Genomic DNA, 14,404 nt, shown 5'->3' on the forward strand with positions numbered 1-14,404 from the left:
ATGCGGCGTGGGTGCTCCTGCCCGCGCCTCCCGGCGCGGGTGCCGCTGTGTGCTGCCGTGCCGAGGTGTCGCAGCGCAGTTACAGCACTCTCGGTGGGGCAGCCCGACCGATTGAGGAATTTTGATCAGCTTCAGTGTGATGGCGCTCGTCTTCGGCGTCGTCTTCCTTGCCGAGCTGCCGGACAAGACCGCGCTCGCCGGCCTCGTCCTCGGCACGCGCTACCGTGCGTCGTACGTCTTCGCCGGTGTCGCCGCCGCCTTCGCCCTTCATGTCGCGCTCGCCGTCGCGGCGGGCAGCGTGCTGACCCTGCTGCCGCAGCAGATCGTGCATGCGCTGACCGGTGTCCTCTTTCTCGGTGGCGCGGCGGTTCTGCTGATGAAGAAGGACGAGGACGAGGAGGAGATCCGCAAGCCCGAGAACCAGAGCTTCTGGAAGGTCTCGGGGGCGGGCTTCATGCTCATCCTGGTCGCCGAGTTCGGTGACCTCACCCAGATCATGACGGCGAACCTCGCGGCCCGCTACGACGACCCGCTCTCCGTCGGCCTCGGCGCGGTCCTCGCGCTGTGGGCGGTCGCCGGGCTCGGCATCGTCGGGGGCAAGGCGCTGATGAAGCGGGTGCCGCTGGAGCTGATCACCAAGGTGGCGGCGGTGCTCATGACGGCGCTGGGTGCGTGGAGTCTGTACGAGGCCGTGGCGGGCTGAGGCCTGGCGGGGTCGGTGGGTTGCGTCGCTCTCTGTGGGTGGGTGGCGTCGCCTTCCGTCGGTGCGAGGGTCGGGGCGTGCCGATGCATCCGGCCTTCGCCGGTGGGTGGCGTCGCTTTTCGCCGGTGGGTGGGTCGGGGCCGTGCCGGTACATCCGCCCGTCGCCGGTGGATCAGACGTTGGCCTCCTGGGATCCGTTTCCAGGTCCGAACGTGAGCGACGGGCATTCGATGTACCGGCACGGCCCCGACCGTCGTCTGGCGGCTGCGGGGTGTGGGGGCTTGGGTGTCTCGATGTCCGTACGGCGTCGGAGAGGCGTCCTTGTGGCGTCGCGAGGGTGGCCGCAGCGGGTGGGCCGGTGGAAGTGCAGGTCAGGGGCGGTGGCGCCGTGGGGGTCTTGTTTTGTATCGTTGAGGAACAAAGTGGCTCCCGCCCGCACTCCCTGACCGGCGGGCGGGGCCGCCTTGTCCCGGGGGCCACGCCTTGGCCCCCTTTCCCGCGCCTTGGAGCATGCCGATGACGGCCACGACCGTTCTGACCGCCCGCGCCCTCCTGCTCGACATGGACGGCACCCTCGTCAACTCCGACGTCGTCGTCGAGCGCTGCTGGCGCCGCTGGGCCGACCGGCACGGGCTGAACGGGGACGAGGTCATGAAGGTCGTCCACGGCAGGCAGGGGTACGCCTCGATGGCGGTGCTGCTGCCGGATCGGCCGATGGAGCAGAACCACGCCGACAATGCGCGGATGCTCGCCGAGGAGACCGCCGACATGGACGGTGTCGTCGCGATTCCGGGCGCTCCTCAGTTCCTGGCCTCCCTTGCCGGGGTGCCGCACGCACTTGTGACGTCCGCGGATGTGGCCCTGTCCAACGCACGGATGGCTGCCGCCGGGCTCGAACTTCCCGACGTGCGCGTCACCGCCGAGTCCGTCGGCGCGAGCAAGCCGGATCCCGAGGGGTTTCTGAAGGGGGCCGCCGAGCTGGGTGTCGCGCCCGAGGAGTGCGTCGTCTTCGAGGACTCCGGGGCGGGGATCGCGGCGGGGCGGGCTGCCGGGATGCGGGTCGTCGGGGTCGGGCCTCGGGCGGGCTTCCATCGGCCGGACGTCCTCGTCCGCGACCTTACGCAGGTGCGGGTGGAGTCCGCCGGGGGCGGCTTGATCCGGCTGCACATCGACGGCTGAGGTCCGCTGAGGGGACCGTGAGTTCTTTCGCCCCCTCCGCCCCTACCCGTCCCGTACCTGGGGGCTGCCGCCCCCAGACCCCCGCATCGGCCTGAACGGCCTCGTCCTCAAACGCCGGACGGGCTGAAAGATCAAGCACCGGACGGGCGGGAAGAGCGCTGGCACCCGCTCGGGTGGGACGCGCGGCCCCCAGTCGCGCGCGGTCGCAGCCGTGCCCTCGACGCGGCCGCAGTCGCGGCGCTCGGCCCGCAGCCGCCCGCGGTCGCAGCCGTACCGTCGACGCGGCCGCAGTCGCGGCGCTCGGCCCGCAGCCGCCCGCGGTCGCAGCCGTACCGTCGACGCGGCCGCAGTCGCGGCGCAGGGCCCGCAGTCGCAGCCGTACCCTCGACGCACCCGCAGTCGCCAGACCACGGAAGGGGCCGCGCCGGTACATCACATGCCCCGTCGCTTACGTGGTTGCCAACAGGCAGGCCCCTGTAGCCCAAGCGATCTGCCGCCGGCGACGGGGCGGATGTACCGGCGCGGCCCCGACCCGCCCACCGGGCGCGGGCGCAGTCACGTAGCCCCGCCCCGTCCACCGGGCGCGGGCGCAGTCACGTAGCCCCGCCCCGTCCACCGGGCGCGGCGGCGCGGCCATCGCTCAGGGCTCCGTCGTCTCCGACTCCAGGCTTGTCCGGGTTGCCCCGCCGTACACACCCTGCTCGTCGGCCGTGATACCCCGCGCCCACTGGTAGCGGCGCACGGCCTCCTCGACCTGGTTGTCGTACTTGCCGTCGTCGTTGCCCATGTAGAGCGACAACTGGCGTAGGCGCAGTTGGAGCTCGGTGACCTCGGGGCCCTTGTCACCGCGCTGCAGAGTCTGCACGCGGTCGTCCGAGCCGTCGCGCGTGGGCTCCACCGAACCCGTCGCGCTCGCGCTCGTCGGCGTCTGCGTCGGCGTGGCTGACTGGGACGGCGTGGCCGACGCGCTCGACCGGGATGCCGAGGGCGACGGGCTCGCGCTGAGCGACGGAGCCGGAACGGCCGGCACAGGCGCCGTGGACGACGCGCTCTGCGACGGCGACACCGAGGCCGCCGCGGACGACACCTCCGGCACGCTCGCCCGTACACCCTCAGGCAAAGCGCCGTTCCGCGCGGGAGTGTCGTACGAGAACAGCCCGCTCGCGATCCCCGCCGCCGCCACAACGGCCACGACGGCTCCCGCGACGACCAGCACAGCGGTACGCCGACGCCGGGGCCGCTCGTCCGGGACGGCCGGCGGACCGGGCTCCGGGGACTGCTCATGGAACAGGTCCACGTCGGCTGCACGCGGCTCGGACGGCGTCGCGCCGAGCCGCACGGCCGCGTCGGACGGCACGGCAGCGAGACGCATCGTGGAGTCGGACGCGGACGCGGACGCGGACCGGGACCCGGAGTCGGAGTCGGACCCGGACCGGGACCCGGAGGCGGGCCCGGACCGGGAGTCGGCGTCGGACCCGGACCGGGAGTCGGACCCGGCTCCTGATCCGGACCCGGAGTCGGACCCGGAGCCCAGGCCCTCCTCGGCGCCTTCCGGAGCCACGGCGCCTTCCGGAGCCACGGCGCCTTCCGGAGCGACGGCGCCTTCCGGAGCGACGGCTCCCCCCGCCCCGGCCCCCGCGGAGCCCCCCGCCCCCAGCTCCACATAGGGCCGAATCCGCAACGGATCGAAGTCCTCCGCCGCTGCCGCCTCCGCCGTGCGGGCGTCGCGCAGCGCGTCGGACGCCCGTTGCGCGCAGGCGCAGGACGGAGTGCCGTCCGGCGCGCGGGGTGCCGTGCACTCGGGGCATACATGCCCGTTCGGTTCAGTCATGCGTGGGTCCCTCCCCCGTGGAGAACTCCAGAGATTATCCGGAGGTCCCTCACGCAATCTCCAGAGTCCCCCCGGAATCCCCGCCTCCGCCGGACTCAACAGGCCATAACCGGTCACACCGACCAGGATGGAGGGTGACCCAGACCCTCGGGGCTCAGGGAGGCCGCATGACCGGGGATGCGCACGGTTCGGACACGACCGAAACGCACGACGCGGGCGGGCCGACCGGCGTGAACGAGTCGGCCGTGCGGCGGCGCGCGGCGGCCGCCGCCGACGCGCGCGACACCGTGCACGGCAGCGTCTTCGTCTCGATCGGCGCGCTCCTGATGGGCATGCTGCTCGCCGCGCTGGACCAGACGATCGTGTCGACCGCGCTGCCGACCATCGTCAGCGACCTCGGCGGTCTGGAGCACCTGTCCTGGGTGGTCACCGCGTACCTGCTCGCGTCGACCGCGGCGACCCCGCTGTGGGGCAAGCTCGGTGACCAATACGGCCGGAAGAAGCTGTTCCAGGCGGCGATCGTGATCTTTCTGATCGGCTCCGCGCTGTGCGGCCTGGCGCAGAACATGCCCCAGCTGATCGGCTTCCGGGCGCTGCAAGGCCTCGGCGGCGGTGGGCTGCTGGTGCTGTCGATGGCGATCGTCGGCGACCTCGTCCCGCCGCGTGAACGGGGCAAGTACCAGGGGCTGTTCGGCGCCGTCTTCGGGGCGACCAGCGTCCTCGGGCCGCTGCTCGGAGGGCTCTTCACCGAGCACCTCAGCTGGCGCTGGGTGTTCTACATCAACCTGCCCGTCGGCATCGTCGCGCTCGCCGTGATCGCGGCGGTCCTGCACATCCCCAGGAAGTCCGCACAGCACGTCATCGACTATCTCGGCACGTTCCTCATAGCCGCGGTCGCCACCTGCCTGATCCTGGTGGCCTCGCTCGGCGGCACCACCTGGGGCTGGGGATCGGCCCAGGTCATCGGCCTCGTCGTGCTGGGCGTGGTCCTGGCCGTGGTGTTCGTCGCCGTGGAGCGGCGGGCGGCCGAACCCGTCCTCCCGCTCAAACTGTTCCGTATCCGCACGTTCACGCTCTCCGCCGTCATCAGCTTCATCGTCGGCTTCGCGATGTTCGGTGCGATGACCTATCTGCCGACCTTCCTCCAGGTCGTCCAGGGCGTGTCGCCCACCCTGTCCGGTGTGCACATGCTGCCGATGGTGTTCGGTCTGCTGCTGTCGTCCACGGTCTCCGGACAGATCGTCAGCCGTACCGGCCGGTGGAAGGTGTTCCCCATCGCGGGCACCGGGGTCACGGCCATCGGTCTGCTGCTGCTCCACCAGCTCGACGAGAACAGCAGCACCGGCGAGATGAGTTCGTACTTCTTCATCTTCGGTCTGGGGCTCGGCCTGGTCATGCAGGTGCTGGTCCTGATCGTGCAGAACGCGGTGTCGTACGAGGATCTGGGCGTCGCCACCTCGGGCGCGACCTTCTTCCGCTCCATCGGCGCCTCGTTCGGGGTCGCCATCTTCGGCACGGTCTTCGCGAGCCGCCTCGCCGACAAGCTGACGGTCGCGCTCAGCGGGCAGCAGCTCCCCGCGGGCATCTCCCCGAACTCCCTCAAGGCCGACCCGAAGGGCATCGGCGAGCTGCCGACCGCGCTGCGGCAGCCGGTGCTGCATGCGTACGCGTCGTCCATCACGGACGTCTTCCTGTACGCCGCCCCGGTCGCCGTGCTCGGCTTCGTACTGGCCTGGTTCCTGCGCGAGGACAAGCTGCGGGGGTCCGTCATGGCGCCGGACGTCACCGAGACGCTCGCCACCAATCCGGTGGAGCGGTCGTCGTACGACGAGGTGTGCCGGGCGCTGTCCGTGCTCGGCACCCGGGAGGGGCGGCGCGAGATCTACGAGAAGATCACCGTGCGGGCGGGCCTGGACCTGCTGCCCGCGGCGAGCTGGCTGCTGCTGCGGATCAAGAAGTACGGGTGGGCGGAGCCCGCGGAGCTGGCCGAGCGCAGCACCGTACCGCTGAGCGTCGTCCTCGCCGCCGCCCGGCAGGTCGAGGAGCGCCGGCTCGTGCTGCGCGAGGGACTCGACCTCGTCCTGACCGACCAGGGCCGCGAGGCCGCCGAGAAACTCGCCAAGGCCCGTGAGGAGTCCCTGGCCGAGCTGCTCGGCGACTGGTGGAGCGCGGACTGTCCGACCGACCTGACCAAGCTGGTCGAGCAGCTGAACACCGAGATGTGCGGATCCGACGCGGAACAGCCGCACGACGGGGCGGCGTCGCGCCCGCAGGGGAGGCCGGTCTGAGTCCGCGAACTCCCCGAGTCAGCCGGTCAGTTCCTTCCTGAACCAGTGCTCGGCGTAGATGTCGTCGTTGTGCGCCTCGGTCTCCTCGTAGCCGTGCCGGGCGTAGAGTGCGCGCGCCTCCACGAGGTCGTTGCGGGTGTCGAGGATCAGCCGCTCGGCGCCCAGGCCGCGGGCCGCCTCCTCGGCCGCCGCGAGCAGCACGGGGCCGCCACCCTTGCCGCGCAGCTCCTCGCGGACGAACACGCGGCTCAGCTCGCCCGTCGTGGCGTCGAGCATCCGCACCCCCGCCGTGCCCCCGGGCTCACCGTCGTACCGCGCGACCAGCAGCACCCCGGTGGGCGCCGCGAACTCGGCCCCCGTCCGCGCGGCGACCTCCCGCTCCAGCTCGTCGGGATCCGTCGTGCGCCCTTCGTGCAACAGATACCAGCGGTCGCTGACCTCCGTGTAGTACGCCCGCCAGAGCGCGGCGGCGACGGGGGAGTCGAAGGGCTCGGGGGCGACGGTCCAGGAAGTCGTCGTACGCGTACGGGTCATGACGGTCATTCTCAGGAGTCGCGGCCCCCGGTCCGCAAGCGGATTACGGCGGACTGTCAGTGACAGCGGAGAGACTGGAGGGCATGAACCGCACCAACTGGCCGGGCCGGCCGGGCTGCACAGGCTCGTCGGACTGGAGGACCGGCTGACGTGAACCGAACCGACCGGTTGTACGCCCTCGTCGAAGAATTGCGTGCCGCCGCACCCCGCCCGCGCAGCGCCCGTACGCTCGCGCGCCGCTTCGAGGTCAGCATCCGCACGATCGAGCGGGATCTCGCCGCGCTGCAGCAGTCCGGTGTGCCCATCCACGCCGAGCCCGGCCGGACCGGTGGCTATGTCCTGGACAGGGAGCGGACCCTGCCGCCGCTGTCCATCACGCCGGCCGAGGCAACCGCGCTCGCCGTCGGGCTGCGTGCGCTCACCGGCACGCCGTTCGCGGCCGACGCGCGCAGCGCGCTGCACAAGGTGCTCGCGGTGATGCCCGGGCACGAGCGGGCCGCCGCGGCCGATCTCGCCGGGCGGGTCCGCCTGCTCGTCCCCGCGTCGGCGGAGCGGCGGCCGTCCGTGCCGACGGTGCCGGGGCCGGTGTGCGAGGCGCTGACCGCCGGGCGGACACTGCGCCTGGAGTACGCGGACGTCGCGGGCGCGGTGACCGGTCGCACCGTCGAACCGCTCGGGTTCCTCGGCGGCCACGATCACTGGTATCTGCTGGCCTGGTGCCGGCTGCGGTCCGGGGCCCGGTGCTTCCGCCTGGACCGGATACGGGAGGCCGTGATGCTCGACGAGCGGGCACCGCGGCGCTCCGTCGACCCGGCCGAACTCGACATGCTGGGATGGGACTTGGTGCCGCTGGGAGAGCTCGGAATGTGACGGCAATCACCGACACAGGGGTGTCGCGCACCCGTACGAGGCTGATGCCACGAACTCCGCACCGAAGGACAGGGACGGCGACAGCCATGCCAGCGACGACCTCGACCGACAACACCACTACCGACAACGCCACGACCGACATCACCAGGCCCGGGAACCCCACGCCCGGGAACCCCACGCCCGGGAACCCCACGCCCGGCACCGCCCTCACCCCGGCGACCGGCATCGCGCTCTTCGAACGCTGGACGGCCCTGTGGAACGGCGACCTCACCGAGCCCGAACGCTTCCTCGCCCCGAACTTCCGTATCCGCTTCGGCAACGACCCCGACAAAGCGGACACCGACACCCTCCATGGACCGCAGGCCATCGTCGACTACGTCGCCGCCTTCCGGGCATCGCTGCCCGGACATCGCTACGCCGTCGAAGGCACTCCGCTCGTCGACGCCGGGCAGGGCAGCGTGGCGTCCCGCTGGTACGTGACACGGCGGGACGAGTCGGGGATCACCATGGCGAAGAGCGGCATCGATCTGTTCCAGGTGGAGGAAGGGCGCATCGTGACCGTGTGGTCGGTGACGGGGCTGCGGCGCTTCGCCCCGTGACGGACCCCGTTTGAGGGGCGCCTTCCGGGCAACCCGGCCCGGGAACCGGCCCGTCGGGTCGAGAACCCCGGAAGGCATCCATGTCCACAGGCGTGATCATCGCTCTGATCGTGATCGTGGCGGCCGTCGTTGTCGCGGCCACCCCGACCCTCCTCGCCCGAAGGCCGCAGGGCGGGCGCAGCCTGCGGCGGCGCTTCGGGCCCGAGTACGACCGGACCGTCGCCCGGCACGACGGTGACGCCAAGGCCGCCGAACGCGACCTGGCCGAGCGGGTGAAGAGGCACGGCGAGCTGCGCGAGCGGCCACTGGAGCCCGCGGCCCGCGAACAGTACGCGGCCCGCTGGACGGCCGCCCAGGAACGCTTCGTCGACTCGCCGCGCGAGGCGGTGGCCGAGGCCGACCGGCTGCTCGGTGAGCTGGCCGGTGCGCGCGGCTTCCCCGAGGGCGGCCGCTACGAGGAGCAGGTCGCCGCGCTCTCCGTCCACCACGGACACCACGTCCACGGCTACCGCCGGGTGCACCGCGTCGCGCAGGCCCGCACCGACGGGGCCCCGCAGGGCCCTGCCGGTACGGAGGAGATGCGCGAGGCCATGATCGAGGCCCGCGCCCTCTTCGAGGACCTGGTGACCCCGGTCCGCGAGGACGACACCCCGCGCCACCGCGCGGACCACGCCGCGAAGCCGGCCACCCGCCCCGAGGGCTCCGCCTCCGACGGCCGGGGCGGCCACCTGCCGTGGGCATTCACCAGGCGCCACGCAAAGGGGAGTTGAGGAACGTGGAGGACAGGCCATCGAGTGACGCCATCCAGGGCACCGAAAGCACAGAAGACACCGGAGGCACCAAAAGCGCAGAAGGCACCGGAGGCACCGGAGGCACAGAGGGCAGGCAAGGCACCGCACGAACACGGCGCCGCGAGGCCATGAAAGGCCGCGTGGGCGGCCCTGAGGCGGTCGGAGCGGTCCCGTCGTCCGGCAAGGCCATGACGGGCGAGGGCGCGGCGGGCGGCGGCCGGGAGCCGGACCGCTCCGGCACCGGCATCCCGCCCGAGCAAGGCGTCGACGCCCCGGCCCGCGAGGCCCCGGCCCGCGGCACCTCCGGCCGCGAGACCCCGGCCCGCGAGACCTCCGGCCGCGAGACCCCGGCCCGCGGCACCCCCGCCCGCGAGGCCCCGGCCCGCGGCACCCCCGGCCGCGAGACCCCGGCCCCCGAGCCCGTGAGCGGCGAGCGAGGACCGGACCGCTCGGGCACCGTCCACGCGGTGCGCGGCGGTGAGTCCGCCGACGCCCCCCGCCCGGGCGGCGACGCGCAGGCCGCCGAACGCGCGGGCACCCCTGGCCGGCCCGCCGCGCACGACACCCGCATGCTGCCCCGCGACGAGTGCGACAAGTTCTCGCTGCGACTGCGGCACGCGGTCGGCGGCTTCGTCGACGGCCCCCGGGACGCCGTGGAGGAGGCCGACCACCTGCTGGAGGAGCTGGCCACGCGCTTCACGGAGGCGGTGACCCACCGCCGCCGGACGCTGCGCACGTCGTGGCAGTCGCCCGACAAGGCCACCGCGACCACCGAAGACCTCCGGCTGGCGCTGCGGGACTACCGCGAGATGACGGAACGCCTGCTCCGACTCTGAGCATGACGCACGACTTGTCGACAAAACTCCGCACACGAGCAAGGTGGGAGCTCCAGAACCGGCGGTCCCAGCAGTGAGGGCCGCGTCCCGGACCATGTCCCGGGGCGCGGCCCCCATTCGCCGATGGGTCACCCCTCTTCGCCGATGGGTCACCCCTCCCGGCGCTCGCGCCAGGCGCGGACGATCTCCTCCACGTCGTACGGCTTGAGGCCGAGGGGAGGTCCGGGTGGGGGTCTGAACATCATCTCGCGGATCTTGGTGTTGATGTCCTCGATGATCCGGCGTACGGCCCGCTCCGAGGGGGCGGCGGATGCCGCGGCGAGCGCGTCCTCGGCCTCCTTGCGCAGCGCCAGTGACGGCGGGAGCACGGACAGTCCCTCGCGGGCCATCTTCTGCTTGATCCACCACAGTTCGTCGTACGACGCGTCGGTGACCTGTGGCAGCGGCTTCCCCGCGCCGGGGAGTTCCGCGAACTCGCCGCGCGCCTGCGCCTCGCGGATTTGTTTGTCGATCCAGGACTCGAAGCTGACGCCGGGTGGCTTTCGCTCGGTCATGAGTCCATTGTGCCGGAGGGCGCACGGCGGGGCGATCGGTCGAATTATCATGCGGCGGCGGCGCGCCAAAGGTGCCCCGCACGTGGACAATTGGACCGGTACGACACGAAGGAGCGCACGTGCTCGAACTCACCATGGCCTCGGTAGCCGGGGCGGACGCGGGTGCGACGGCCGGGATGCTGATGGCCGACGCACCGAGCGACCCGGGTGCCGTGCTGCGGGTGGGCCGGGACCGGGCCATGTGCCGTCTCGCGACCCCCGACGACTGGCTGTTCGTGTCCCGCGTCCACCTGGAGTTCCTGTGCGGCCCGGACGGCTCGTGGCAGGTCACCTGGCTGCGTGGCTCCCGCTCGGAGCCGTCCTCGGAGGTACGGCTGACGCTGGCCGGACAGCCGGCTCAGGCGTTCCCGTACGGCGGGACGGCCAAGCTCCCCGCGGGCAGTTCCGGCGAACTCGTCATTCAGGACCGCACCGGCCCGCGCACCGTGAACGTGGGCTTCTATCACGAGGCCTAGGACGGCCCAGGGCCTGCCTATGGCCCAGGGTCTGCCAGCGGCCCAGGGCCTGTCTTTAGAAGACAGGCCCTGGCCCCGACAGCGGTCACGCCAGCACGCGCGCCAGCGCGAAACCGTCGTACCCCTTGCTCCCCACCGTCTGGATCGCCGTTGCACTCAACTTCGGGTGGGAAGCCATCAGTTCGAGTGCGGCCCGGGTGCCCCGCACGCTCGGGTCGGTGCTGCCCGCGTCGGTGACCGCGCCACTGCGGACGACGTTGTCGAGGACGATCAGGCTGCCCGGCCGGGTGAGTTTGACGGCCCATTCGACGTAGTGCGGGTTGTTCACCTTGTCCGCGTCGATGAAGACGAGGTCGAAGGGATCCGGGTTCTCGTCGGCCAGCTTCGGCAGCGACTCCAGGGCGGGGCCCACCCGCACCTCGGCGATCTTGTCGAGGCCGGCGCGGGCGAGGTTGCCGCGGGCGACCTCGGCGTGCTTGGCGTCGTACTCGAAGGTGATCAGGCGGCCGTCGGCCGGGAGGGCGCGGCCCAGCCAGATCGTGCTGTAGCCGCCGAGCGTGCCGATCTCCAGGATGCGGCGTGCGCCCTGGATCTGGGCGAGGAGCTGGAGCAGCTTGCCCTGGTTCGGGGCGACGTTGATGGGCGGCAGTCCGGCCGCGTCGCTGTCGCGCAGCGCCGCGGTGAGTGTGTCGTCGGCGGGGGCGAGGAGGGCGGTGAAGTAGTCGTCGACGTCGTTCCAGAGCTGCGACTCGCTCATGCACCATGCCTTTCGTATGCCTAGTTAGAGGGACTAACTAGTTCCGCGGGCGAATCTAGTCGCGGGTGCGCGTGCTCGCCAGCGGGTTTCCCGGCGTTCACCCGTGCGGTCGACCGATCGGCGGCGGTGCCTGCACGGGAGGAGGCGGCAGCACCGGACGGTGCCTGCGGGCCCGTATGCCCATCACCACGGCCACGAGCGCGAGCGCCAGCAGGCCGGTCACCGTCAGCAGCCACGCCGGTATGCCGCCCACCTTCAGGAGAATGTCGTCGTAGATCACCCGGCGGTAGGCCGCGTCGGTCGTCATGCGGCGCAGTTGGTAGTCGCCGGTGATCCGCTCGGGCTGCGGGAACTCCTGGTCGATGGCGGTGAGGAAGTCCGTGCCGCCATCGGTGAGCCGGTCCAGCGCGCCCGACGTCCCGGTGAGGCGGCCCGCGAACGAGACCTCCGGCCGGTCCCCGCCGATCGCCGAGGCCGGTTCCATGCGGTGCGCGGCGAGGACGTACAGGCCGAGGGACTGCGGCGTCTGAGCGAGGCGGGACAGTCGCATCGGGTAGACCAGCTTGTCGCTGGCGAAGGTGAGGTGGAGCGGGTCGAGGGTGCCGCCGAGCGGGGCGTCGGAGTTCTTGGTGTCCTGGGGGGCCAGGCGGATGGCCACGTACTCCCAGCCCTGGTCGACGTACGGGCGCAGCGCCTCGTTCAGACGGTCCGGGAGACGGAAGCCGTTGTCGGCGAGCCAGTCGCCGAGCGCGTCGGAGTCGGTGGCGGTGAGGCGGGCGACGTCGAAGGGGCCGAGGTGCTCGCGGCCGACGACGCCGACGGAGGGTGCCGTGGCGCCGGCGCGCGGGGCGTCGGCGGAGTCGCCGTCACTGGCGAAGGGCCAGTCGCCGCCGCGCGGCCAGAAGTAGTGCCGGGTGCGGAATGCGGGCTCGGTCGCCTCGCTGAGCTGGGTGAAGATCTGACGGTCGCCGAGCTCGACCGTCGCGCGGTGCGGCACCGGCATGATCCACGCGGCCTTGTGGGCGTCCCCGGAGACCGTCAGGCTCATCACGATCTGTTCCTGGCGGCCGTCCCAGCGGACGACGGACATCTCCCGGTTCACGGTGACGTGCTGGGTGCCGTCCGGCACCATGGCACCGCACCCACAGGCGTACGCCGGTGCCACCAGCGATCCGAGCTGGATCACCGACAGCGCCAGTACGACGCCCAGTACGCGCCCCCTTGCGAAACCCGACCAACGCCTCCGTATATCGCGCAACATCCCCCGTAGCCTTCCGTCGTGCCGTCGGACAGGGTCTCAGACGACACGACGGAAGCCACGGTTCCAGGTCAGCGCACCGAAGGCTCGACGGACGGCGCCGAACCCGGCAGTGGCCGCCCCGCCGACTCCGTCATGAACCACACCGCGACGCCGCCGATCACGGCCGCGGCCATCATGTAGTAGGCGGGCATCATCATGTTCCCGGTCGCCCCGATGAGCGCCGTGACCACCAGCGGGGTCGTGCCGCCGAAGAGCGAGACGGAGACGTTGAAGCCGATGGAGAGCGAGCCGTAGCGGACCTTCGTCGGGAAGAGCGCGGGGAGCGCGGCGGGCATCGCGGCGGTGAAGCAGACAAGGAGCAGGCCGAGAGCACCCATGCCCAGCGCGACCGCGAGCAGGCTGCCCTGGCGGATCAGCAGGATGGCCGGGACGGACAGGGCCAGGAAGCCGACGCAGCCCGCGGCGATCACCGGGCGGCGGCCGATCCGGTCGGTCAGAGCGCCCGCGAAGGGCTGCACGATCATCATCAGGGCCATCACGCCGAGGACCACGAGCAGACCGTGCGTCTCGTCGTACTTGAGCTCGCTGGTCAGATAGCTCGGCATGTAGGAGAGCAGCATGTAGTCGGTGACGTTGAAGACCAGCACCAGGCCCATGCACAGGAGCAGGGCGCGCCACTGGCCGGTGATCATCTCGCGCAGCGGCACCTTGGGGCGGTCGGTCTCGGCCTTCTCGAGCTCCGCCGCGAACGCCGGGGTCTCCTCGAGACGCATGCGCAGATAGAGGCCGATGATGCCCATCGGGCCCGCGATCAGGAACGGGATCCGCCAGCCCCAGGACAGCAGATCGTCGGTGGAGAGCAGGGCGGTCATCAGGGTGACCAGGCCCGCGCCGCCGATGTAGCCGACGAGCGTGCCGAACTCCAGCCAGCTCCCGAAGAAGCCGCGCTTCTTGTCCGGCGCGTACTCGGCGATGAAGGTCGAGGCGCCCGCGTACTCGCCGCCGGTCGAGAAGCCCTGCACCAGGCGGGCGGCGAGGAGCAGGATCGGCGCGCCGACGCCGATCGTCGCGTACGACGGGATCAGACCGATCGCGAAGGTGCCCACCGCCATCATGATCATGGTGAGCGCGAGGACCTTCTGGCGGCCGATGCGGTCGCCGAGGGGGCCGAAGACCATGCCGCCGAGCGGGCGGACCAGGAAGGCCGCGGCGAAGGCGCCGAAGGTGGAGAGCAGCTGCGCGGTCGGGTTGCCCGACGGGAAGAAGACCTTGCCCAGGGTCACCGCGATGTAGCTGTAGACGCCGAAGTCGAACCACTCCATCGCGTTGCCCAGGGCGGCGGCCTTTACGGCGCGCTTCACCAGGGCGGGGTCGGTGACGGTGGCCTCCGGCGGTGCGGGGGTCCGGGGTCGGGGGACGACGGGCGCGACGGCTGTGGCGGACGACAAGGGCATGCCTTTCCTCGGGGACAGGGACGTGGTCCACCCCTGGGGCGAGGACGTGACCCACCCGCTGGGTGGGGCGCGGCCCACGCCGGGTGGGGACCTGGCCCACCGGGAGTGGGCCGAAAAGCGACCATAGGGGTACTCATCCGCATTACGCGGTGTACGCGACTCGCCGCGCAGTGCGTATGAACGCGGCGTACGCAGGTGCGATACGACCGCTGGGAGTCCCCTTGCATCGGCC

Annotated in this window: 15 protein-coding genes; 9 read left to right on the top strand and 6 right to left on the bottom strand. The window is 71.9% G+C overall.

Going from position 1 to position 14,404, the window contains the following annotated elements; genetic code table 11:
* The first annotated feature begins 121 nt into the window (after nucleotides 1-121).
* Nucleotides 122-703 (top strand): TMEM165/GDT1 family protein, encoded by a 582-nt coding sequence (locus tag IEY95_RS09235; RefSeq protein ID WP_189185365.1) that lies wholly within the window; start codon nucleotides 122-124, stop codon nucleotides 701-703.
* A 510-nt stretch (nucleotides 704-1,213) separates the two neighbouring features.
* On the top strand, nucleotides 1,214-1,882 hold the full coding sequence (locus IEY95_RS09240) for an HAD-IA family hydrolase (RefSeq protein ID WP_189185366.1): 669 nt from the start codon (nucleotides 1,214-1,216) through the stop codon (nucleotides 1,880-1,882).
* Between the two features lie 640 nt (nucleotides 1,883-2,522).
* On the opposite strand, the gene IEY95_RS48815 is transcribed toward IEY95_RS09240, so the two are convergent.
* Nucleotides 2,523-2,747, bottom strand: coding sequence for a peptidoglycan-binding domain-containing protein (locus tag IEY95_RS48815; protein ID WP_229702727.1), 225 nt, complete (start codon nucleotides 2,745-2,747; stop codon nucleotides 2,523-2,525).
* 22 nt (nucleotides 2,748-2,769) lie between these two features.
* On the opposite strand from IEY95_RS48815, the gene IEY95_RS48820 reads away from it, so the two are divergent.
* The gene (locus IEY95_RS48820) at nucleotides 2,770-3,549 is read left to right on the top strand and encodes a hypothetical protein (protein WP_229702729.1); all 780 of its coding nucleotides are present in this window, start codon (nucleotides 2,770-2,772) and stop codon (nucleotides 3,547-3,549) included.
* 331 nt (nucleotides 3,550-3,880) lie between these two features.
* Nucleotides 3,881-6,001 carry an MDR family MFS transporter gene (locus tag IEY95_RS09250; RefSeq protein WP_189185368.1) on the top strand — a complete coding sequence of 707 codons (2,121 nt, stop codon included), beginning with the start codon at nucleotides 3,881-3,883 and terminating at the stop codon, nucleotides 5,999-6,001.
* Between the two features lie 18 nt (nucleotides 6,002-6,019).
* Here IEY95_RS09250 and IEY95_RS09255 read toward each other — a convergent pair whose 3' ends face one another.
* Entirely contained in the window at nucleotides 6,020-6,535 is a 516-nt protein-coding gene (locus IEY95_RS09255; RefSeq protein ID WP_189185369.1) for a GNAT family N-acetyltransferase, read from the bottom strand.
* Nucleotides 6,536-6,685: 150 nt separating this feature from the next.
* Here IEY95_RS09255 and IEY95_RS09260 point away from each other — a divergent pair, with 150 nt between their 5' ends.
* From IEY95_RS09260 to IEY95_RS09275, 4 genes are all read left to right on the top strand, one after another.
* Entirely contained in the window at nucleotides 6,686-7,405 is a 720-nt protein-coding gene (locus IEY95_RS09260; RefSeq protein ID WP_189185370.1) for a helix-turn-helix transcriptional regulator, read from the top strand.
* A gap of 86 nt (nucleotides 7,406-7,491) precedes the next feature.
* Nucleotides 7,492-8,004 carry a nuclear transport factor 2 family protein gene (locus IEY95_RS09265; RefSeq protein ID WP_189185371.1) on the top strand — a complete coding sequence of 171 codons (513 nt, stop codon included), beginning with the start codon at nucleotides 7,492-7,494 and terminating at the stop codon, nucleotides 8,002-8,004.
* Between the two features lie 80 nt (nucleotides 8,005-8,084).
* Nucleotides 8,085-8,774: a hypothetical protein gene (locus IEY95_RS09270; RefSeq protein ID WP_189185372.1), complete on the top strand. Its 690-nt coding sequence runs from the start codon at nucleotides 8,085-8,087 to the stop codon at nucleotides 8,772-8,774.
* A gap of 161 nt (nucleotides 8,775-8,935) precedes the next feature.
* Nucleotides 8,936-9,631: a hypothetical protein gene (locus IEY95_RS09275; RefSeq protein ID WP_189185373.1), complete on the top strand. Its 696-nt coding sequence runs from the start codon at nucleotides 8,936-8,938 to the stop codon at nucleotides 9,629-9,631.
* A gap of 149 nt (nucleotides 9,632-9,780) precedes the next feature.
* Here the strand turns inward: IEY95_RS09275 and IEY95_RS09280 are convergent, their stop codons facing one another.
* Nucleotides 9,781-10,185, bottom strand: coding sequence for a DnaJ family domain-containing protein (locus IEY95_RS09280; protein WP_189185374.1), 405 nt, complete (start codon nucleotides 10,183-10,185; stop codon nucleotides 9,781-9,783).
* Nucleotides 10,186-10,304: 119 nt separating this feature from the next.
* On the opposite strand from IEY95_RS09280, the gene IEY95_RS09285 reads away from it, so the two are divergent.
* The gene (locus IEY95_RS09285) at nucleotides 10,305-10,700 is read left to right on the top strand and encodes an FHA domain-containing protein (RefSeq protein WP_189185375.1); all 396 of its coding nucleotides are present in this window, start codon (nucleotides 10,305-10,307) and stop codon (nucleotides 10,698-10,700) included.
* An 85-nt stretch (nucleotides 10,701-10,785) separates the two neighbouring features.
* Here IEY95_RS09285 and IEY95_RS09290 read toward each other — a convergent pair whose 3' ends face one another.
* The 3 genes from IEY95_RS09290 to proP form a co-directional block, all read right to left on the bottom strand.
* Nucleotides 10,786-11,457, bottom strand: coding sequence for an O-methyltransferase (locus IEY95_RS09290; RefSeq protein ID WP_189185376.1), 672 nt, complete (start codon nucleotides 11,455-11,457; stop codon nucleotides 10,786-10,788).
* Nucleotides 11,458-11,554: 97 nt separating this feature from the next.
* Nucleotides 11,555-12,643: a DUF2330 domain-containing protein gene (locus tag IEY95_RS09295; RefSeq protein ID WP_373294448.1), complete on the bottom strand. Its 1,089-nt coding sequence runs from the start codon at nucleotides 12,641-12,643 to the stop codon at nucleotides 11,555-11,557.
* Nucleotides 12,644-12,786: 143 nt separating this feature from the next.
* Nucleotides 12,787-14,172, bottom strand: a complete 1,386-nt coding sequence (gene proP, locus IEY95_RS09300) for a glycine betaine/L-proline transporter ProP (protein ID WP_229702731.1) — start codon at nucleotides 14,170-14,172, stop codon at nucleotides 12,787-12,789.
* Between the last annotated feature and the right edge of the window lie 232 nt (nucleotides 14,173-14,404).

This window comes from Streptomyces albiflavescens (assembly GCF_014645835.1).
GTDB lineage: Bacteria > Actinomycetota > Actinomycetes > Streptomycetales > Streptomycetaceae > Streptomyces > Streptomyces albiflavescens.

Coding starts and splice junctions, on each gene's coding strand:
- IEY95_RS09240 (WP_189185366.1), top strand. CDS start 1,214: ATGCCGATGACGGCCACGACCGTTCTGACCGCCCGCGCCCTCCTGCTC.
- IEY95_RS09250 (WP_189185368.1), top strand. CDS start 3,881: ATGACCGGGGATGCGCACGGTTCGGACACGACCGAAACGCACGACGCG.
- IEY95_RS09255 (WP_189185369.1), bottom strand. CDS start 6,535: ATGACCCGTACGCGTACGACGACTTCCTGGACCGTCGCCCCCGAGCCC.
- IEY95_RS09265 (WP_189185371.1), top strand. CDS start 7,492: ATGCCAGCGACGACCTCGACCGACAACACCACTACCGACAACGCCACG.
- IEY95_RS09270 (WP_189185372.1), top strand. CDS start 8,085: ATGTCCACAGGCGTGATCATCGCTCTGATCGTGATCGTGGCGGCCGTC.
- IEY95_RS09280 (WP_189185374.1), bottom strand. CDS start 10,185: ATGACCGAGCGAAAGCCACCCGGCGTCAGCTTCGAGTCCTGGATCGAC.
- IEY95_RS09290 (WP_189185376.1), bottom strand. CDS start 11,457: ATGAGCGAGTCGCAGCTCTGGAACGACGTCGACGACTACTTCACCGCC.
- proP (WP_229702731.1), bottom strand. CDS start 14,172: ATGCCCTTGTCGTCCGCCACAGCCGTCGCGCCCGTCGTCCCCCGACCC.